Origin of the sequence: Mesorhizobium sp. M0621, assembly GCF_040320745.1 — a bacterium.
In the GTDB taxonomy this organism is placed as follows: domain Bacteria; phylum Pseudomonadota; class Alphaproteobacteria; order Rhizobiales; family Rhizobiaceae; genus Mesorhizobium.
The window spans coordinates 165,716-184,303 of sequence record NZ_JAMYQF010000001.1; the positions used below are offsets into that span (position 1 = coordinate 165,716).

At 62.7% G+C, this 18,588-nt stretch carries 22 protein-coding genes; 11 read left to right on the forward strand and 11 right to left on the reverse strand.

Annotated elements, in window-relative coordinates; translation table 11 throughout:
- Positions 1-66 precede the first annotated feature (66 nt).
- Positions 67-939, reverse strand: coding sequence for a transporter substrate-binding protein (locus NKI38_RS00865; RefSeq protein ID WP_502899226.1), 873 nt, complete (start codon positions 937-939; stop codon positions 67-69).
- 121 nt (positions 940-1,060) lie between these two features.
- On the opposite strand from NKI38_RS00865, the gene NKI38_RS00870 reads away from it, so the two are divergent.
- Positions 1,061-1,852, forward strand: coding sequence for an IclR family transcriptional regulator (locus NKI38_RS00870; RefSeq protein WP_352654008.1), 792 nt, complete (start codon positions 1,061-1,063; stop codon positions 1,850-1,852).
- A 21-nt stretch (positions 1,853-1,873) separates the two neighbouring features.
- Here NKI38_RS00870 and NKI38_RS00875 read toward each other — a convergent pair whose 3' ends face one another.
- Positions 1,874-2,077, reverse strand: coding sequence for a YdcH family protein (locus NKI38_RS00875; protein WP_023757446.1), 204 nt, complete (start codon positions 2,075-2,077; stop codon positions 1,874-1,876).
- A 240-nt stretch (positions 2,078-2,317) separates the two neighbouring features.
- Between NKI38_RS00875 and NKI38_RS00880 the strand changes: the two genes are divergently transcribed.
- The 4 genes from NKI38_RS00880 to NKI38_RS00895 all read left to right on the forward strand — a co-directional run bounded on the left by NKI38_RS00880 (position 2,318) and on the right by NKI38_RS00895 (position 5,989).
- Entirely contained in the window at positions 2,318-2,497 is a 180-nt protein-coding gene (locus NKI38_RS00880) for a YdcH family protein (protein WP_013529217.1), read from the forward strand.
- A gap of 334 nt (positions 2,498-2,831) precedes the next feature.
- A complete protein-coding gene (gene ispG / locus NKI38_RS00885; protein WP_352654010.1) occupies positions 2,832-4,082 on the forward strand; it encodes a flavodoxin-dependent (E)-4-hydroxy-3-methylbut-2-enyl-diphosphate synthase in 1,251 nt (416 codons plus the stop codon).
- Between the two features lie 157 nt (positions 4,083-4,239).
- Positions 4,240-5,094, forward strand: a complete 855-nt coding sequence (locus NKI38_RS00890; protein ID WP_352654012.1) for a lytic transglycosylase domain-containing protein — start codon at positions 4,240-4,242, stop codon at positions 5,092-5,094.
- 1 nt (position 5,095) lies between these two features.
- A complete protein-coding gene (locus NKI38_RS00895) occupies positions 5,096-5,989 on the forward strand; it encodes a Stf0 family sulfotransferase (protein WP_352654014.1) in 894 nt (297 codons plus the stop codon).
- Positions 5,990-6,007: 18 nt separating this feature from the next.
- Here NKI38_RS00895 and NKI38_RS00900 read toward each other — a convergent pair whose 3' ends face one another.
- From NKI38_RS00900 to NKI38_RS00910, 3 genes are all read right to left on the reverse strand, one after another.
- The gene (locus NKI38_RS00900) at positions 6,008-8,338 is read right to left on the reverse strand and encodes a response regulator (protein WP_352654015.1); all 2,331 of its coding nucleotides are present in this window, start codon (positions 8,336-8,338) and stop codon (positions 6,008-6,010) included.
- A 229-nt stretch (positions 8,339-8,567) separates the two neighbouring features.
- Positions 8,568-9,374 (reverse strand): class I SAM-dependent methyltransferase, encoded by an 807-nt coding sequence (locus NKI38_RS00905; protein WP_352654017.1) that lies wholly within the window; start codon positions 9,372-9,374, stop codon positions 8,568-8,570.
- A 160-nt stretch (positions 9,375-9,534) separates the two neighbouring features.
- Positions 9,535-10,452, reverse strand: a complete 918-nt coding sequence (locus tag NKI38_RS00910; protein ID WP_352632800.1) for a polyprenyl synthetase family protein — start codon at positions 10,450-10,452, stop codon at positions 9,535-9,537.
- A gap of 77 nt (positions 10,453-10,529) precedes the next feature.
- Between NKI38_RS00910 and NKI38_RS00915 the strand changes: the two genes are divergently transcribed.
- From NKI38_RS00915 to NKI38_RS00925, 3 genes are all read left to right on the forward strand, one after another.
- A complete protein-coding gene (locus NKI38_RS00915) occupies positions 10,530-11,291 on the forward strand; it encodes a biosynthetic peptidoglycan transglycosylase (protein WP_352632799.1) in 762 nt (253 codons plus the stop codon).
- A gap of 141 nt (positions 11,292-11,432) precedes the next feature.
- Positions 11,433-11,615, forward strand: a complete 183-nt coding sequence (gene rpmF / locus NKI38_RS00920; RefSeq protein ID WP_008834724.1) for a 50S ribosomal protein L32 — start codon at positions 11,433-11,435, stop codon at positions 11,613-11,615.
- Between the two features lie 245 nt (positions 11,616-11,860).
- Positions 11,861-12,262, forward strand: coding sequence for a hypothetical protein (locus NKI38_RS00925; RefSeq protein WP_013529226.1), 402 nt, complete (start codon positions 11,861-11,863; stop codon positions 12,260-12,262).
- A gap of 20 nt (positions 12,263-12,282) precedes the next feature.
- On the opposite strand, the gene NKI38_RS00930 is transcribed toward NKI38_RS00925, so the two are convergent.
- From NKI38_RS00930 to NKI38_RS00940, 3 genes are all read right to left on the reverse strand, one after another.
- Entirely contained in the window at positions 12,283-12,714 is a 432-nt protein-coding gene (locus NKI38_RS00930) for a GlcG/HbpS family heme-binding protein (protein ID WP_136618350.1), read from the reverse strand.
- A 173-nt stretch (positions 12,715-12,887) separates the two neighbouring features.
- Complete coding sequence (locus NKI38_RS00935) at positions 12,888-13,121, reverse strand: hypothetical protein (RefSeq protein ID WP_127296851.1); 234 nt, start codon at positions 13,119-13,121, stop codon at positions 12,888-12,890.
- Positions 13,122-13,199: 78 nt separating this feature from the next.
- Positions 13,200-13,721 carry a winged helix-turn-helix transcriptional regulator gene (locus NKI38_RS00940; protein ID WP_352654019.1) on the reverse strand — a complete coding sequence of 174 codons (522 nt, stop codon included), beginning with the start codon at positions 13,719-13,721 and terminating at the stop codon, positions 13,200-13,202.
- Positions 13,722-13,820: 99 nt separating this feature from the next.
- On the opposite strand from NKI38_RS00940, the gene NKI38_RS00945 reads away from it, so the two are divergent.
- Both NKI38_RS00945 and NKI38_RS00950 read left to right on the forward strand, forming a co-directional pair.
- A complete protein-coding gene (locus NKI38_RS00945) occupies positions 13,821-14,657 on the forward strand; it encodes an alpha/beta fold hydrolase (protein WP_352654021.1) in 837 nt (278 codons plus the stop codon).
- A 118-nt stretch (positions 14,658-14,775) separates the two neighbouring features.
- Positions 14,776-15,432 (forward strand): glutathione S-transferase family protein, encoded by a 657-nt coding sequence (locus NKI38_RS00950; RefSeq protein ID WP_352654023.1) that lies wholly within the window; start codon positions 14,776-14,778, stop codon positions 15,430-15,432.
- A 111-nt stretch (positions 15,433-15,543) separates the two neighbouring features.
- On the opposite strand, the gene NKI38_RS00955 is transcribed toward NKI38_RS00950, so the two are convergent.
- The 3 genes from NKI38_RS00955 to NKI38_RS00965 all read right to left on the reverse strand — a co-directional run bounded on the left by NKI38_RS00955 (position 15,544) and on the right by NKI38_RS00965 (position 17,369).
- A complete protein-coding gene (locus NKI38_RS00955; protein ID WP_352654025.1) occupies positions 15,544-15,807 on the reverse strand; it encodes an ArsR/SmtB family transcription factor in 264 nt (87 codons plus the stop codon).
- 32 nt (positions 15,808-15,839) lie between these two features.
- Positions 15,840-17,087, reverse strand: coding sequence for an MFS transporter (locus NKI38_RS00960; protein WP_352654027.1), 1,248 nt, complete (start codon positions 17,085-17,087; stop codon positions 15,840-15,842).
- A gap of 90 nt (positions 17,088-17,177) precedes the next feature.
- Positions 17,178-17,369: a DUF1192 domain-containing protein gene (locus NKI38_RS00965; RefSeq protein WP_023757432.1), complete on the reverse strand. Its 192-nt coding sequence runs from the start codon at positions 17,367-17,369 to the stop codon at positions 17,178-17,180.
- Between the two features lie 113 nt (positions 17,370-17,482).
- Here NKI38_RS00965 and NKI38_RS00970 point away from each other — a divergent pair, with 113 nt between their 5' ends.
- The gene (locus NKI38_RS00970) at positions 17,483-18,493 is read left to right on the forward strand and encodes an NAD(P)H-quinone oxidoreductase (RefSeq protein ID WP_352654029.1); all 1,011 of its coding nucleotides are present in this window, start codon (positions 17,483-17,485) and stop codon (positions 18,491-18,493) included.
- The last annotated feature ends 95 nt before the right edge of the window (positions 18,494-18,588 follow it).

Here is an 18,588-nt window from a genome sequence, read left to right on the forward strand (position 1 = left end):
CACTTTTCCTGGAATTGCTCTAGGGAGGCGGAAGGGCGCTGTATGCGTCCTCCCGCCCGATGCAGGTCAAATGGCTGGGAAGCCCGGATGTCGAGCTGGCGGCTCCTGTCCAAAATAGTCCTTGAACGCGGCGTCGTAGAGGGCGTTTTCGTGGCCGAACATGGCGATGGTGAAAGTTGAGTTGACGAAGGTCAGCCAGTCAAGGTCGCCTTGCCGCAGTGCGGCGCCATAAAGCATGCTCAGCCAACTCTTGCCCGCATCGAAGTATTTGTCCGGATTGCGCGAGGCGAGCCAGCGCACCGTGGAAAGATCGACAGCGGCGGCGTCGACGCGTTTCGATTCCAGTGCCTGCAGCACGTTGGCCTGGGTATCGATCTGCATGACCTGGCACTCGGGCAGCACCGAATGCACCTGCGCCTCGGCATCGACGTTCTGCAGGATGGAGATGCGCGTTGCAGCGCCACCGGCAAGCAGCTTGTCGAAAGTCTTGTTCTCGGCGGTCGGCAGGCTCAGCAGGGCAACGCCCTCGACATAGTAAGGCCGGGAAAAATTGACCAGCTGCGAGCGTTGGGCGCTCATCGTCATGAACTGGATGGTGATGTCGACCTTGTTGGTGGTCACGTTGGGGATGCGCTGTGCCGGATCCTGCATGACGAACTCGACCTTGGTCGGATCGTCGAAAAGGCCCTTGGCGAGAATGCGCCCCATGGTGATGTCCATGCCGACCAGTTCGCCGGCATCGTTCTCGAAGTGCCACGGTGCGTTGGTGCTGCCGGTGCCGACGATCAGCTTGCCGCGATCGAGCACGGTGCGCAGCAGGCTGTCGGATGCTGCCTGGGCCGCGGCCTTCTGGGCATCGACGGTTGCCAGCACGCCAGCCGTGGCCAGCCCTGCCATTCCCATTTTCAGAAAATCACGTCTTCCGGATGTGTCGTTCACGGCGACCTCCTTTCGTGTTGTGTTCCCCTTGTGTACAGGCAAGACACGCGTCGGTGATTTTGTCTCTTACAAGAGACGAGTGTATCCTGTACAAGACAGATATTAACACCGGGAATCGACAATGCAAGATGGCAATGCCTCCGTGATTTCAGCCGACGAGAAAATCTCGGGCTCCCGTGAAAAGGGACTTAACCGGGTGCTCGAGATTCTGGAGTTTCTTCACACGACCCAGCGGGCGATCGGCATTGGCGACCTTGCCAAAGGGGTGAATGCACCCCGCTCGACGACCTACACGCTGGTGCGGTCGCTGGTCGATGCGGGCCTGCTGGAGATGGCCGGCGACGGCAATCGCGTCTATTTCGGCAAGAAGCTCTATCTCTATGGAATGGATTATGTGCGGGGCAACGACCTCCTCAGACGAGGGCGTCAGGAGGTCGACAACCTGTCGCGCGAGACCGGCGAGACTTCCGAACTGTGCATGCTGCAAAGCGGTCGCTACACGATCGTCCACGCGAGCCCTGGCACCAGGCCTTTCCGGATCAGCTCCGCCACGGGCTTGCAGATACCGCTGCCCTGGACCGCTTCGGGGCGGCTGCTTCTGGCGGGACTGGAGAGGGCTGAGATCGAAGGCATGGTGTCCGACGACGACCTCGTGCTGCCCGATGGCCGCAAACTGCGGCTCGACGACTTCGTCACCGACATCGCAAAGGCGCGAGTCGCCGGCTATTGCGTCACCTCGGGTCTTGTCGATGCCTATACGAAATGTCTTGCCGTGCCGGTCTTTTCAGCGCCCGGCAAGGTCGAGGCGACGATGTGCCTGGTGGTCCCCATCGATACGTCCGAGGAGCGGACCGGCGAGCTCATCGGCCTGCTGCGTGATCGTGCCGCGAAGCTTTCAATCGCCGCCGGATAGCGCTCGAAAGCGTACGCGCCTTCAGGCAATGATGTCGGGAATGATCTTGTCTTCCAGCGCCATCAGCCGGTCCTTGAGGAACAGCTTTTTCTTCTTCATGCGCTGGATCTGCAGTGGATCGCAGGCCATGGCGATCATGGCGTTGATGGCCGCATCGAAATCGGCGTGTTCCTGCTTCAGCCGGGAATATTCGAGCCGGATATCAGCCTGTTCCTGATCGGACATTATCTACCGTCTGCACGTCTGCGGCGCCCAAAAATGGGCCTGATTGGGCGGGGCCGGTGGAATTTTGCAACCGGCGCGCAGCCCATATCACATTTCACATTGTCGTGGAATGCTACCACGGATCATTCGACATCGCTGCCGGAAGGTGACACACTGTCATCATGCCGTCACAGAAGCGAACCTGCGGTGGACGCGCCATGACGGCTGCAATCGAGGAAACCATGAAAGGGAGAACCAATCATGTCTCTTGCATCCCATCTTGATGAGTTGCAGCGGAAACACGGCGACATCGAACGTGAAATCGATGACGCGATGAACCATCCATCGGTCGATGACCTCGAAATCGTGAATCTCAAGCGACGCAAGTTGGCACTCAAGGACGAGATTGAAAAACTGAGAGGGAAACCGACCACGCATTGATGTCCTCCTGACATAGTCGCTTACCATCCGCGGCCTCTTTTTCCCGGCGGCACCTGCCGCCGGCGCGATGGGTTTTGATTTCCAGCACTGGCCACCAGCCTGAGCCGGACTTCCGCCCGGCTTTAATTTCCGCTCGGCTGTCGCCAGATTTCGCCAGATCATCGATTGTTTCTGGCCCCTGGCGGCGGGCCGATTCCGGCCAGTGGCGACCTGTCGCCATTGACAAGCCATCTTTGCTCCTCCACCTCATGCCCGGACTTTAGCGCATCGGCCCGGAGCGCACTTTGTGCGTTCAAGTGGACGCATGGCGCTCCAAAGACAAAAGGCTGCCGGCATGACCGGATATTTTTCCTCTCCTTTCCCCCGCCGCACCTCGGTCGGCGTCGATGTGGGCGGCGTGGTCGTCGGCGGCGGCGCGCCCGTTGTCGTGCAGTCGATGACCAACACCGACACGGCCGATATCGACCAGACCGTTGCGCAAGTTGCAGCACTCCACCGTGCCGGCTCCGAGATCGTGCGCATCACCGTTGATCGCGACGAGAGCGCTGCCGCCGTGCCGCGCATTCATGAGCGGCTTCAGCGGCTCGGCATCAACGTGCCGCTGGTCGGCGATTTCCACTATATCGGCCATAAGCTTTTGGCGGACCATCCGGCCTGCGCCGAGGCGCTGGCCAAATATCGGATTAACCCCGGCAATGTCGGCTTCAAGGACAAGAAGGACCGGCAGTTCGCTGATATCGTCGAGATGGCGATCAGGCATGACAAGCCGGTGCGCATCGGTGTCAATTGGGGCTCGCTCGACCAGGAGCTTTTGACCCGGCTGATGGACGACAACCAGGACAAGGGTTTTCCGCTGACGGCGCAAGAGGTGATGCGCGAGGCGATCGTACAGTCGGCGATCCTGTCGGCCGAGATGGCGGAAGAGATCGGCCTTGGCCGCGAGAAAATCATCCTGTCGGCAAAGGTCAGCGGCGTGCAGGACCTGATCGCCGTCTATGCCGAACTCGCCACCCGCTCCAACCATGCGCTGCATCTCGGCCTGACCGAAGCCGGCATGGGTTCGAAAGGCATCGTCGCTTCGTCGGCCGCCATGGGCATCCTGCTCCAGCAAGGCATCGGCGATACCATCCGCATCTCGCTGACGCCGGAGCCGAACGGCGATCGCACTCGCGAGGTGCAGGTGTCGCAGGAATTGCTGCAGACCATGGGGTTCAGGCAGTTCGTGCCGATCGTCGCCGCTTGCCCCGGCTGCGGCCGCACAACCTCCACCGTGTTCCAGGAACTCGCCCAGAACATCCAGGCGGATCTGCGCAAGAACATGCCGGTGTGGCGCGAAAAATATCCCGGCGTCGAGAACCTGAAGGTCGCCGTGATGGGCTGCATCGTCAACGGTCCGGGCGAGTCCAAGCACGCCGATATCGGCATTTCGCTGCCCGGCACCGGCGAGACGCCGACGGCGCCTGTCTTCGTCGACGGCAAGAAGGCGGCGACGCTGCGCGGGCCGTCGATCGCGGCGGATTTCGAGAAAATGGTCGCCGACTATATCGAGCAGAGGTTTGGTCGCGGCAAGGCCGCGGCCGAGTGAGCCCATGCCGAAACTCTACTCCGGCGGCCATCTGAAGGCGTCTTCTGCGCTTCCGGTGCTCACGGATCAAATGTCTGCTGCGCGCGTCGCGGGGGCGACCCCGAAGCCACCAGCATCTGGGTCGCCGGAGCGACCTTCGGCACGGGCTCGGCGTTCGATGCAGCGTTTCCTCTGGGCGACGCTGATCCTGTTGTGCGGGCTGGGTTGGTCGACGCTCGCTCAGGCAGATCCGCCGCAATCCGCCAAGCAAAGGCTGATCGACAAGGTCTGCAGCCTGATCCAGGCGCATGCCGACCAGAACGGTCTGCCCAGGGATTTCTTCGCCCGGCTGATCTGGAAGGAAAGCCGTTTCGATCCCAACGCCGTCAGCCCGGTCGGCGCCGAAGGCATCGCCCAGTTCATGCCGGGCACCGCCAAGATGCGCGGGCTGGCCAATTCCTTCGACATCAACCAGGCGATCCCGGCATCGGCGAAATATCTCGCCGAAATGAAAACCGGCTACGGCAATCTCGGGCTGGCAGCGGCCGCCTACAATGCCGGCGAAAGCCGAGTGTCGCGCTGGCTCAGTTCCGGCGGCTTCCTGCCGATGGAGACCGAGAGCTATGTCTTCGACATCATGGGCGAGCCGGCCGACAAGTTCACCGACCGGGCCTATGCCGGAAAGATCGAGCCGCTCGACACAAAGTCGGATTTTGCCATCGCCTGCCGCAGGTTGCCGGTGATCATGTCGCGGACCGTGGCGATGGCCTCGATCAACATAAAGCCGTGGGGCATCCAGGTGGCCGGCAACTTCCGCCGCAGTGCCGCGATCAACCAGTGGCTCAGGGTAAGAAGCCGGTTTCCGGCCTTGCTCGGTGGACATGATCCGGTAGTCAGCCGGGTGCGCACACCAATCGGCCGGCGCGGTATCTACGCGGTCCGGATCGGGGTCGACCGCCGCGCCGATGCCAACGTCATCTGCCAGAGATTGCAAAGTGTCGGTGGGGCGTGCGTGGTGGTGCGCAACCGGTAATTTGGCCGCTGCCGACAGGGTGTTTCGTCCGAGAGACTTTGAAGGCGACGGCCAGGACGTCGCATCCAGCAAAGATTTCAGCTATAGCGGCGGCCATCATTTAGCCGCGGGCCCCGCCTCCGGCGAGCGGCACGGGCGTTACATGTTTGACGGCTACATTCTCTGCGGCACGCCGAGGACCGGGAGCACTTTGCTGTGCAAGCTCCTGGCGTCCACGAAGACGGCCGGCGATCCTCACTCGTTCTATCGGCGACAGGACGTGCCGGAGTGGGCCGAAGAGTGGAACCTGCCTGACCGTGACACGATGAGCGAACTCGACTTCAATGTCGCCTATCTCAATGCGGCAATCGCTGCCGGCAAGGGTGGCACAAGCATTTTCGGCCTTCGTCTGATGCGCGAAAATCTGGATGAGCTTTCGGCAATCCTCGACCGGATTTTCCCAAAGCTGCCATCTGACAGAGCGCGGTTCGAAAGAGCATTCGGCAATGTTCTCTACATACACCTCTCGCGGGAGGACAAGCTTGCGCAGGCTGTCTCCCTGATCAAGGCAGAGCAGACCGGTCTTTGGCATATCGCTCCCGACGGCACCGAGATCGAAAGAGTCGCACCACCGAAAGAGCCCCAATATGATTTCGAGCGTATCAAACGAGAGGTCACGGAACTTGAGACCTATGACGCAGCCTGGAACATTTGGTTCGAGGACCAAGGCATAATCCCGCTTCGAATTGGCTATGAACGCCTTTCAGCCAATCCGGCTATGACCTTGGTGTCCATCTGCGAAGCCCTCGGCGTTCAGCCACCCAATGCCGGTGATGTAAGGCCTGGCGTTGCAAAGCTCTCCGACGCCACAAGCCTCGATTGGATGCGCCGCTATCAACTGGACGCGGCCGTCTGAGGCATTGGCGGATGCAGGCTACGCCGTCTTCGCCACCACCGTTTCGCTGAGCCAGGTGCCGATCTTGGTGCCGAGGCGGTCAGGCGAAACCGGCTTCGGCAGATAGTCGTCCATACCGGCTTCGATGCACTTGTCGCGATCGCCCTTCAGCGCATGCGCGGTGACGCCGATGATCGGTATGTGGGTGCCCGTCGAGACCTCCATGGCCCGGATGGCGCGGGTTGCTTCGTAGCCGTTCATCTCCGGCATCGAGACATCCATCAGGATCAGCTTGGGGCGCAGCGCCCGGTACATCTCGACCGCCGTGCGGCCGTTGCCGGCGATGCGGTAGCTGAGGCCCAGCCCGTTGAGGATCTGGCCGAACACCAGCTGGTTGACGTCATTGTCCTCGGCAATGAGGATGTCGATTGGACCATTCGGCGTGGCCGTCGATTCCGGCACCAACGCGACCGGCATCGCCGGACCGCGAATGACGGTGAAGGCAGGCGGCGCTGCCGGCGGAGCCGGTTCGCGGACGAACTGGGCCTTGCCGACCTGCGAACGGGCCTTCTGGACGACCGAGATGACGGTGCCGAGCAGGACCGCGGAGCGCGCCGGCTTGGTCAGGTGCGCGGCAATACCGAAGTCGATGATCATCTTGCCGAAATCGACCTGGTCGACCGAGGTCAGCAATACGACCGGGATGGAAGACAGCCGGCTGTCGGAAGCAATGGCCCTGGCGACATCGGCGCCGTTCATGCCCGGCATCTGGTAGTCGAGGATGATGCAGTCGACGGCGGCTCCCAGCTGGCAGGCGCGATCGAGGAAGGCCAGCCCCACGGCGCCGCTTTCGGCGGCGGCGCAATCGAAGCTCCAGCTTCTGAGCTGCTCGAGCAGGATTTCGCGGTTGACCGGATTGTCGTCGATGACCAGCACGCGCGCGCCGGTGACGTCGACCGGCACGATCTCGTCGCGAGCTGCTGCCTGATGCGCCGGCAGCGGCACCGCGAACCAGAAAACCGAACCGCGGCCGATCTCGCTCTCGACGCCGATCTTGCCTGCCATCAGGTCGACGAGGCGGGCGGCGATGGCGAGGCCAAGGCCGGTGCCCTCGTGGCGGCGGGTCGACGAGCCGTCGACCTGGGCGAATTTTTCGAACACGTTCTGCAGCTTTTCGGCCGGGATGCCGATGCCGGTGTCTTCGACGCGGACCTTGAGCTGGACCACGTCATTGACGATCTCGCCGCCGACATCGATCAGCACATGACCTTTTTCGGTGAACTTCACCGCGTTGCCGAGCAGGTTGGTGATGATCTGCCGGAACCGGCCGGCGTCGCCGACGACATGGGCCGGCAGGCGCGGGTCGACACGCACGATCAGTTCGAGGTTCTTTTCGGCGACGCGCGCCGAGACCAGCGTCGCCACATCCTCGACCGCCTCGGAGAGACGGAAGGGAGCAGGATCGAGGGTGAGTTGCCCGGCATTGATCTTCGAGAAATCGAGAATGTCGTTGATGATGGTGAGCAGCGCGTTGCCGGATTTGACGATGACGTCGGTGAAGGTCTTCTGACGCGCCGTCAAATCGGTCTTGGCCAGCAGTTCGGCCATGCCGAGCACACCGTTCATCGGCGTGCGGATTTCATGGCTCATATTGGCCAGGAATTCCGACTTGGCGCGGTCGGCGGCCTCGGCCTTGAACAGGGATTCGGCGGATTCGGCAAAGGCGCGGCGGATCGCCACTTCCATCGGCCGGAAGATCCAGAAGGCGACGATGGCAAGGGCTGCGAACAGGATGCCGCTCGCCCACAGCAGCAGCCTGTCGCTGGAGGCATCGGCCAGATGGCGCTCATCGTCCATGGCGGTGCGGACGCGGACCAGCATGGGCTGGGCGAACAGGTCGTTCTGATTGCGGATTTCGCGATAGCTCCATTCATCGACCTTCTGCGCCACCGACATCAGGTTGAAGTTGCGCACCATGTCGCGCGGCGACCAGAACAGGTCGCCGTTAACGGAAGCGGATTGGAGTTCGTTGACGGTCTTGCTCGACAGGCGCGGCCGGACCGCTGCAAACTGTGCGGTCAGTATCTCGATCTCGCCGGTCAAGCGTTCTGAATGGCCGCGCGCCGATGTGGTCAGCGCATCGCGTGTCTCCGCCCGCCAGGCGGTGCCGGTCGTCTCGGCGAAGCTGGTCGCGTTGCGCAGGTCGCGGGTGAAGACGACGAGGTTGCTGCTCAGCGCATCGATGTCCCGGCGAAAGGAATTGACACGATCGAGCGCAAGCACGATGCCTGCGGAAGCCAGCGCGAAGATTAGCAACCCTGAAATATAGCGAATCCGGACCGACCGGATGAAGGACGAATATTCAGGCATGCGCAACCCCAACACATACGCACCATTTTAATGGTCGGGATTACGCTTCATTTACATTAAAATTTCGTGTGGATAGGCGAAGCTTGCAGACCACCGGATAGATGACAGCTTTTTGACCGTTCTTTCGTCGCAAAAGCGTGTGTCGTCTGAACGGAATTCAGGCGATCCGCTTCAGGTGTTTGTTTTTATGCATGTCTCCCAAACCGAGGTTGCTTTTGGGCGACATGCATCAGGCCGCCACCACGACGAGGGCGCGGATGCGGCCGCTCACCGCGCCTTCCCCGAACCGTTTCCCCATGGCATTCGCCACGTGTCGCGTTACCTCCTCCAGCGAGCCGCCGCGGGCCTCGATCTCGGTCCGCAGGGGCGTGCCCTGGCAATAAGCCGCGGCCACCTCATGCGGCGACGGAGCGGCGCTCACGGCACCCAGAGGCTCGATGGTGACGTCGCGAAATCCGGCGGCATGCAGGTCGGCGCGGATGACGTCCGCATTGTGATAGCCGTGCGGGGTCCTCGCCATGAAGCGAGGTGGATCGGCGGGGAAGAAACCGCCGAGCGCCCGCGTTACTTCTTCGGCGAACTCGTTCTCTTCGATGGCACTCCAGACGTTGAACAGGAAATGCCCGCCCGGTCGCATCACCCGCCGAACTTGGCCATAGGCGGCTACCCGATCGGGGAAAAACATCGCGCCAAATTGGCAGACCACGGCGTCGAACCGGGCGTCCTCGAAGGGCAGCGCCTGAGCGTCGGCCTGCTGCCAGATGATACGAGGATCGTCCGCCATCCGCGTGCGCGCGTGGTCGAGCATCGGCTGATTAAGGTCGGTGGCCACGATGCGTGTTTGCGCCGGCAATCTTGCTGCCAGCGCACGCGTCACCACACCGGTGCCCGCCGCCACCTCGAGCACCGATTGCGGCCCGAGCTTCGACACTCTCTCCGCCAGATCCTGCGCATAGGGCTCGAAGATCAGCGGCACCATCGCCCGGTCGTAGACCTCGGGAATGGAACCGGTGAACAGCTTGTCGGTGGTAGACATGGCATCCCTCCAACTGTGTCCGCACCGCGTGGTTGCCGTGTGGATGGCAAAGCCGTATCGATCCTCTGCTTCGGCAGGCTTCCACTCAAGTTCTATTTATGAACCGGCCGGCGGAGGACGAGCGGCTTAAATCGGCCCGATGTCCTGGTTGGGCCCAACCTCAGCTGTTGCGCGCCGCCACGAACGTCGCCGCTTCCTTCAGAAGCTGGGCACCGTCGCCATAGGGCTCAAGCAGTGCATGGGCCTGTTCGACGAGGCCGTGAAGCTGGCTGCGCGCCCAATTCGCGCCATGCAGCGCGACCAGCGTCGCCTTGCCGGCGGCAGCGTCCTTGCCGGTCGCCTTGCCCATCTGGCTGGCATCCGCGGTCAGGTCGAGCAGGTCGTCGGCGAGCTGGAAGGCAAGGCCGATCGCGGAACCGAATTCGGCCAGCCGCTCGCGATCCTCGGCGGAGGCGCCGGCAATGAGTGCGCCTGCCTCGCAAGCGAAGCGGATCAGCGCGCCGGTCTTCATCGCCTGCAGCCGGATGATGCCGGTCTCGTCCGGCGGCGCCTGTTCGGCTTCGAGGTCGAGCTTCTGGCCGCCGACCATGCCACCGGCTCCGGCCGCACGGGCAAGCGCCAGCACCAGGGCTACCCGCCGTTCCGCCGGCAGAGCGGTCGCCTCGCCGGCGATGATGTCGAACGCCAGCGTCAGCAAGGCGTCGCCGGCCAGGATGGCGGTCGCCTCGTCGAAGGCCTTGTGCACCGTCGGCTGGCCGCGGCGCAAATCATCGTCGTCCATGGCGGGCAGATCGTCGTGGATCAGCGAATAGCAATGCACGCATTCAAGTGCTGCCGCGACGCGCAGTGCCGCCTCGCCGTCAGCGGAAAAAAGGGCCGCACTTTCCATGACCAGGAAGGGGCGCAGGCGCTTGCCGCCGTTCAGCACACCGTGGCGCATCGCCGCCATCAGCCGGTCAGGCCGGGCGATCTCGCCCGAAAGCGAGCGATCGTCGAGCAACCGCCGCAGCAGCACCTCGACGGCGGCTGCCCGTCTGATAAGCGCCATTTCGAACGCCATTTCGTCGTCATTCGTCATGGTCGGGACCGGTAGCCGACACTCAGACGTTGCGCAAGAAGCCAAGCGCCATTATGCCGGGGCAGGGAGAGCACGGGTTGGGCGGCTTGGCGGAACCGATCGTCGATCATGAAACCGAAAAGCTGGACATGGCGACGAGATCGCGAGGCGTGAACCGCCGCAGTCTCAAACGCTGGGTCCGGCGCGGTATCACCGTGGCCGCGGTGCTGGCGTTTATACCGACGGTGCTGACGCTCCTGTACCTGCCATTCTTCGTGCATCCGGTCTCGACGCTGATGCTGAAGGACCTGGCGACATTCTCCGGCTATGAGCGCCGCTGGGTATCGATCGATGACGTGTCGCCGGTGCTGGCCAATTCCGTCATCATGTCGGAGGACGGACAGTTCTGCTTCCATCGTGGCGTCGATCTCGGCGAATTGCGGGGCGTCGTCGACGACGCGCTGGCGGGTGAAGCAACGCGCGGCGCCTCCACCATCACCATGCAGACGGTGAAGAACCTCTTTCTCTGGTCGCGGCCGCTGGGTTCGGTGCGCAAAGTGGTCGAACTGCCGCTGGCCGTCTATTTCGACGCGGTGATGTCTAAACGGCGCATCATGGAAATCTATCTCAACATCGCCGAGTGGGGGCCGGGCATTTACGGTATCGAGGCTGCGGCACAGCATCATTTCGGCGTTTCGGCAAAACAGCTGTCACGACGGCAGGCCGCCCTGCTCGCCGTCTCCTTGCCAAATCCGATCGCCCGCAACCCGGCCAAACCCGGACCGGGCCTGAGACGGCTGGCCAATCTGATCGAGCGGCGCGCCGGCCGCTCCGGCGCCTATGTCGGTTGCCTCCGCTAGCCAGCTCAAAAAAATTCGCGCCAGTGCTGGCCAAAACGGCACAGGGCGTGTATAGGCACCCGACTTTCTCAGATTCCGGCCCCGACATGGCCCTTTCACGAGGGCGGGCGGGGCTTTTTGACCATGTAGTGGAGCATATCCATGGCCGTTCCGAAACGAAAAACCTCTCCGTCCAAGCGCGGCATGCGCCGCTCGGCCGACGCACTCAAGGCCCCGACCTATGTCGAGGACAAGAATTCCGGCGAAATGCGCCGTCCGCACCACATCGACCTGAAGACCGGCATGTATCGCGGTCGCCAGGTGTTGACGCCCAAGGAAAGCTGAGACCAGCTTTTCCAAAGGCTTGAATTACAAAATGACCGGCCAGTGGCCGGTCTTTTTGCGTTTGGCGGAGGGATAGCGCGCATTTCGAAGCGTGGGCGGCAATCGTCGCGGTTCTCCAGCCGGGCAACCGGCTGACATGGATGTTGCGTGCGGTCTTCGACCGTGTTCAGCGCTGCCACCGAAACATCTTGACGGCGTGCCTGTGGCGCATTCTACAAAGGATTGCCCCCACATGGAGACGCCAGATGTTCGGTGCCATTCCGCTGCTGATCGTGCCTTTCGTGCTCTACAATCTCGGCCTGCTGGGAATATTCGGCAGCGGTGACGATCCGTGGGCGAGCGAGGTCTTCTCGTTCAGCATGATGTCGGGCGGGGTGTTCTCGATGACGCTGGGCGACCTGATGGTGCTGATCGGGCTTATCTTCCTTTTCCTTGAAATGGCGAAGTCGGTGCGCACCACCAATGCCTCGATCATGGACCACCTTCTGTCGACCCTGGTCTTCGTGGCGTTCCTGGTCGAGTTCCTGCTGGTGAAGGGCGCCGCCCATTCCGTCTTCTTCACGCTGATGGTCATCGCGCTGTTCGATGTGCTGGCCGGATTCGCGGTGTCGATGCGGTCGGCCAGCCGGGACATCAATCTGAATTAGAGCCGGACCGGCGCCGATGCTCAGCCCGGATCGGCGGTGAAACCGGCTGCCTCGATGCCGGCGATGGCCGCGGCCTCGTCATTGTCCGACGTATCGCCGGAAATGCCGACGGCACCGATGATGGCACCGGCCTTGTCGCGGATCAGCACACCGCCGACGACCGGCAGCACGCGCCCGCCCGAGACGTCCGAGATGCCGGCGACGAGATGCGGGCGCTCCTTGGCGAAGGCCTCGACTTTGCGCGAACCCATGCCGATGGCCAGTGCGCCATAGGCCTTGCCGGCCGACATTTGCGGGCGCAGGAACGAGGCGCCGTCCTGGCGCTGGAAGGCGACCAGATGCCCGCCGGCATCCAGCACCGAGACGCCGAGCGGCTTGAGCTTGAGATCGGCGCCCTTGGCAAAGGCGGCATCGATGATTTGCCTGGCTTTTTCGAGCGGCAGTACGGTCATGGCAGTCTCCTGTTTGAAAACGCGTCGATCATTGACCGTCGACGGGCGAGATAACATCCCCGTTTCGGTTGAAATTGCTTCGCGTGAAGAGGCGAGATGGAAAGCGGCCTTCGCTGATACCATCCGGATACGGCGTTGCCGCTTGTGGGGCTCCAGACGTGTCTGGAGGACGGCTATTTTTTCTTGGCGCGGGTCGGCTTCTTGGCGGGTGCCGCCGGCGCATTGGCAAGATCTTCGGCTTCCTTGGCGAGACGCAGCGCCCGCAGCTTGTTGGTCTTGGCCTGGCGGGCGTCGCTCTCGGCGACGTATTCGGCCATTGCCTTCTGACGGACGGTTGCCGCCTCTTCCTGCTTCTTGAAACGCAGGTCGGCGCGCGCGCGGGCAGCATCCCGAGAGTTTTCAACCAAGACCTTATCCAATCCCGTAAATTGTGATTTTCCGCCTCTTCTAGCAGAGCGGGGCCCCAGACGGGAAAATAAAGTTGGCTACGCGGCCGTGCCGGCGGCGAGCACCTTGCTGGCAACCACCGCCTCATAGGCGGCCTGCAAGGTCGCGCGTACGGAAGGACCAGAAGCTGTGTCGAGCGGCATGCCGAGATGTTCGTGGCGCAACTCGTCCATGAACTTGTCCCACATGGGCTGTCCGCCCTTTTCCAAGAGTTCGGCGCGGATCGATAATTCGTCGCTGACCGGCAACCAGACGCGGCCCCAGGCGCCGAGATGGGCCAGGATCGGCACCAGCGTGATCGCCATCTCGGTCAGGCTGTAGATCGCCTTCTGCTTGTGCGAGGGATCGTCGGCCTTGGTCAGCATGCCCAGCTCCATCAGCCGCTTCAGCCGGTCGGCGAGGATGTTGGATGCGATGCCTTCGATCGATCCGTTGAGCAGTTCGCGAAAGTGGCGTCTGCCGCCGAAGATCATGTCGCGAAGGATGATCAAGCTCCAGCGGTCGCCGAACACTTCCAGCGACAGGTTGATCGGGCATCCGGACCGGCGATCCATGCTCATGAGATTTTTCTCCAAAACCGGTTGCATTATCGTATCAGTTTTATTATCGTGCAACTGATTGCAAAATGCAATCAGTATTGCGAAGAGGGAGACCGCGCCATGACGACGATCGAACGTCCCATAATCATGTCCGAGTCCTTTGGCGATCCGGCAAACCCACCGCTGTTGCTGATCATGGGAGCGATGGCCTCCATGCTCTGGTGGCCGGAAGCATTGTGCCGGAAACTGGCCGATGCCGGCCTGTTCGTGATCCGCTATGACAATCGCGATACCGGCCGTTCGACCAAATACAGGCCGGGCGAGCCGCCCTATACATTCGACGACATGGTGGACGATGCGATGCATGTCCTCGACCAGCACGGCATTGGCAAGGCGCATGTCGTCGGCATGTCGATGGGCGGCATGATCGCACAGCTTGTGGCGCTCAAGCACCCATCCCGCGTCGCGTCGCTGACCGTGATCAGCAGTTCGCCGGTGGGGACAGACACTTCGCATCTGCCGCAGACGAGCGAAGCCTATCTCAAGCATTCGGCCGAGGGCGCCAAGGTCGATTGGTCGGATCGTGGCCAGGTCATCGATTTCATCGTCAGGGATGCGCGGGCAATCGCCAGCATCGCGCACCCATTCGATGAGGCCCGGATGCGTGCCTTCGTTGAGCGGGACTACGATCGTTCCGGCGGCTTCCTGAGCGCGACCAATCATTTCATGCTTCGGGGCGGTGACGCATGGAAGGGCCGGCTGCACGAGATGACGGCGCCGCTGCTGGTCATCCATGGCACGGCGGATCCGATCTTCCCGGTCGAGCATGGCGAGGCGCTGGCCGAGGCGGTCTCCGGCGCGAAAATCATTCGCATCGAAGGCGGCGGCCATGAGCTGCATCCGGACGACTGGACGAAGATATCCGCCGCTATCGTCGCCCACACCCAAGCCGCTTAGGGCGACAAAAGCAGGCCTTGACGGACAGCGCCTGTCGCAAAGTTAATGCTTCAATATTTGCCTCCGGTTGGCAGCACGGCGCCGGCCATCGATGAACCACGAGACCGACGAGCAAGACATGTCCCTGACACTCCATTTCCATCCGCTGGCCTCCTTCTGCTGGAAGCCGCTGATCGCGCTGTACGAGAACGGCACGCCGTTCTCGCCGGTCATTGTTGATCTCGGCGATGCCGAGTCGCGCGCGGCCTTCCTGAAGATTTCGCCGACCGGCAAGATGCCGGCGCTGCGCGACGATGCGCGCGACCGCACAGTGCTGGAATCGACCATCGTCGTCGAATATCTGGCCGCGCACTATCCGGGGCCGGTCGACCTCGTTCCCGCCGACATCGACCTGGCGCTGGCGATCCGCCAAACCGATCGCTTCTATGATTTTTATGTGCAGGAGCCGATGCAGAAGATTGTCGGTGACAGGCTACGGCCGCAGGACAAGACCGATCCGTTCGGCGTCGAGCAGGCTCGTGCCCAACTGCGCACTTCCTACGCCATCATCGAGCAGGAGATGCTCTCCAGGACCTGGGCGATGGGCGACGCCTTCACCATGGCCGATTGCGCGGCATCCCCCGCGCTGTTCTATGCCAACAAGGTCGAGCCGTTCGGCGACAACTACCCGGCCGTGAAGCGCTATCACGACCGGCTGCTGCAGCGGCCTTCCTTCGCCCGGGCGATCGAGGAGGCGCAGCCTTACTTCAAGTTCTTTCCCTACAACAACGGCTGATCGCGATGCTGCACGACCCCGCCCGCATGCGGCTGGTGCTGACCGAGCGGGGCGCCTTCTTGCGCAGCGAAGCTTGATCTTCGCAGCGCGTGTTGCGGCTGGCCGAACGGGTCAGGCGTCCCAGAATTGATCGAGCCAGATGTTGAGTTTGAGGAAGCCGTTGTTGCTCACCGCATAGACGCGCCTCGTCCCTTCCGGCTTGGCGTTGACCAGGCCGGCATCGAGCAGCACTTTCAGATGTTGCGAGACGGCCGGGCGTGAAACCGGCAAGCCGGCGGCCAGTTCGGTGACGGTTTTCGGGCCGCGGCGAAGTTCTTCCAGAAGATGGCGCCGATTGGGATCGGCAATCGCCATGAAGGCGTCGGAAAACATCATGCCTGTATTAGTGAGGCAAAGCCTTTCGAATCTCAACCGTCTGCTTCTGCTTTTCTTCTGGGATCAAGCCGCAATGCTTCCGGTGTCACCGAACGGTCGGCCGGTTGCGTCTTGAAGGCGTCACGATCGCCGATCGGCACCGGAGCACGGCGGCTGATGCGCAGCAGCGTATAGCCCGCCAGGCAAAGATGCGCGAAGGCGGTCGCCAGGAACAGGCCTTCCGGGCGCATCCAGCCCATCAGGGCGGCGGCCAGCAAGGGTCCGATCATCGTGCCGAAGCCGTAGAGCAGCAACAGGCCGCCCGACACCTTGACGAAATCCTCCGAGCGCGCGTGGTCGTTGGCATGCGCCACGGCGATCGAATAGAGCGTGTAGGCGAAGGCGCCATAGGCTGCGGTGAAGACGATGACAAAGACGCCGGAGCGTGGCTCGAACAGGAAGATCAGGAGCGCGAACAAGGCCGCGCCGAAGGCGGCACCCGCCAGCACGAAACGCCGGTCGGTCTTGTCGGACAGACGCCCGGCGGGAAGCTGCATGGCGGCACCGGCAACGACCACAAGGCTCATCATCAGGGCGATCTCGGCCGTGGAGATGCCGATACGGGCGCCGTAGACCGCGCCAAGCGTGCCCCAGGCCCCGTTGGCAATGCCGATCAACACGCAGGCGACCGCCGAAACCGGCGAATTGGCATAAAGGCCTTTGACGTCGAGCGAGACATCCTGCAGCGGCTTGGGGTGGGAGGCGGTCGAGACCGCGGTCGGAATGAGCGACAGGCAAAACAGGATGCCGGTGATCATGAACAGCGACGCCGATTTCACGTCGCCGCCGGCGACGATCATCTGCCCGCCCATGATCGAGGCATAGGTGACCATCATGTAGAGGCCGAAGACGGTGCCGCGATTCTCGTTGGTGGCCTTCTCGTTCAGCCAGCTTTCGATGACCATGAAGGCGCCGGCCATGGTGAAGCCGGTGAAGGCGCGCAGCAGGATCCAGACATATTCGTCGATGATCAGGCCGGTGAGCAGCGCCACGATGGCGCCCGACGCGGCAAAGGCGCCGAAGGCGCGCACGTGGCCCGCGCGGCGCACGATGCGCGGCGCGAAGAAGCAGCCGGTGACGAAGCCGCCGGCCCAGGCCGTGCCCATCAGGCCGAGCGATGCGGTCGAGAAGCCTTCCAGCTGACCGCGCAGGGGCAGCAGCAGCCCGTGCAATCCAGACGCCGCCAGCAGGAAGGCGGTGCCGCGAAGCAGCGAGAGGATCGGACGGTAGGTTGCGAACATTGTTTGATCCGGCTCATGTGTGACAGGGGCGCTGGGTCTGAAGACAATCGCATTCGGGTTTTTCGGCGGCGGGCTTTTGCGCCCGCGCTTCTATCCGCGGCGGAACAGCGCCTCGGCAGCCGATTTGGTGGTGTCCTTGGCCTTCAGCTCGGCCTCCAGCCTGGCGATCTCGTCGCGCAAGATGCCGATGCGTTCCGACAACTCGCCAACGGAAAGCAGCGAGAGGTCCTGCCCGATCTCGTGCGGGCGCGCCTTCTTGGGTTCGTCGTCGAAGATCGCCATCGTCGCTCCTCCCTGATTTGGCCATTTGCCTGATTTGGCAATCAGCATACATAGGGCAGGGGCGTCGATGCAAACAGCCGATCGGGTAACGGCGAGGAAAGACGGGAAATGTCATGGCGAACGGACAGAAAATTCCGGCAAGAATGACGGCCATCGCGATCTCGGAGCCGGGCGGCCCAAGGGTGCTGAAGCCGGAAACGCGCGACGTGCCGCAGCCCGGTCCCGGCGAGATCCTGATCAAGGTGCATGCCGCCGGCGTCAACCGGCCCGATATCCAGCAGCGCAAGGGCGCCTATCCGCCGCCGCCCGGCGCGTCGGACCTGCCGGGCCTCGAGGCGTCGGGCGAAGTGGCGGCCGTTGGCGATGACATATCGCGCTGGCGCATCGGCGACCGCGTCTGCGCGCTGACGCCCGGTGGCGGCTATGCCGAGTATGTCAAGGTTCATGCCGGCAGCGTGCTGCCGCTGCCGGCCGGTTTCACCCACACCGAAGCCGCGGCCGTGCCGGAAAACTACTTCACCGTCTGGCACAATGTGTTCGAGCGCGGCGGCCTGAAGCGCGGCGAGACGCTGCTCGTCCATGGCGGTTCGTCCGGCATCGGCACGACGGCAATCCAGCTTGCCTCGGCCTTCGGCGCCTATGTCATCACCACCGCCGGCAGCAAGGAGAAATGCGACGCCTGCCTGAAGCTCGGCGCCGACCGCGCGATCAACTATCGCGAGGGTGATTTCGTTGCCGCGGTGAAGGAGGCAACGGGCGGCAAGGGCGCCAATGTCATCCTCGACATGGTCGGCGGCGACTACGTGGCGCGCAACTACGAGGCCGCGGCGGTCGAAGGCCGTATCGTCCAGATCGCCGTGCAGGCCGGTGCTGTCGCAAGCGCGGACTTTTCGAAGATCATGGTCAAGCGGCTTGTCCACACCGGTTCCACGCTGAGGCCGCGCACCGTGGAGTTCAAGGCGGCGATCGCGGCGGCGCTGGAAGCGCAGGTGTGGCCGTTGCTCGGTACCCGCAAGGTCGCTCCCGTCATGGACATGATCTTCCCGCTCAGCGAAGCCTGGCGGGCGCATGAGCGCATGGAAGACGGCGAGCATATCGGCAAGATCGTGCTCGACGTCGGCTAGGCCGGCATCGCTTGGATCTCGACACGTCCCGAGTGTGCGCCTCACTGCCTACAAGATGAACAGAAGCTTAATGCTGCAATGCAGCATTTGCATCA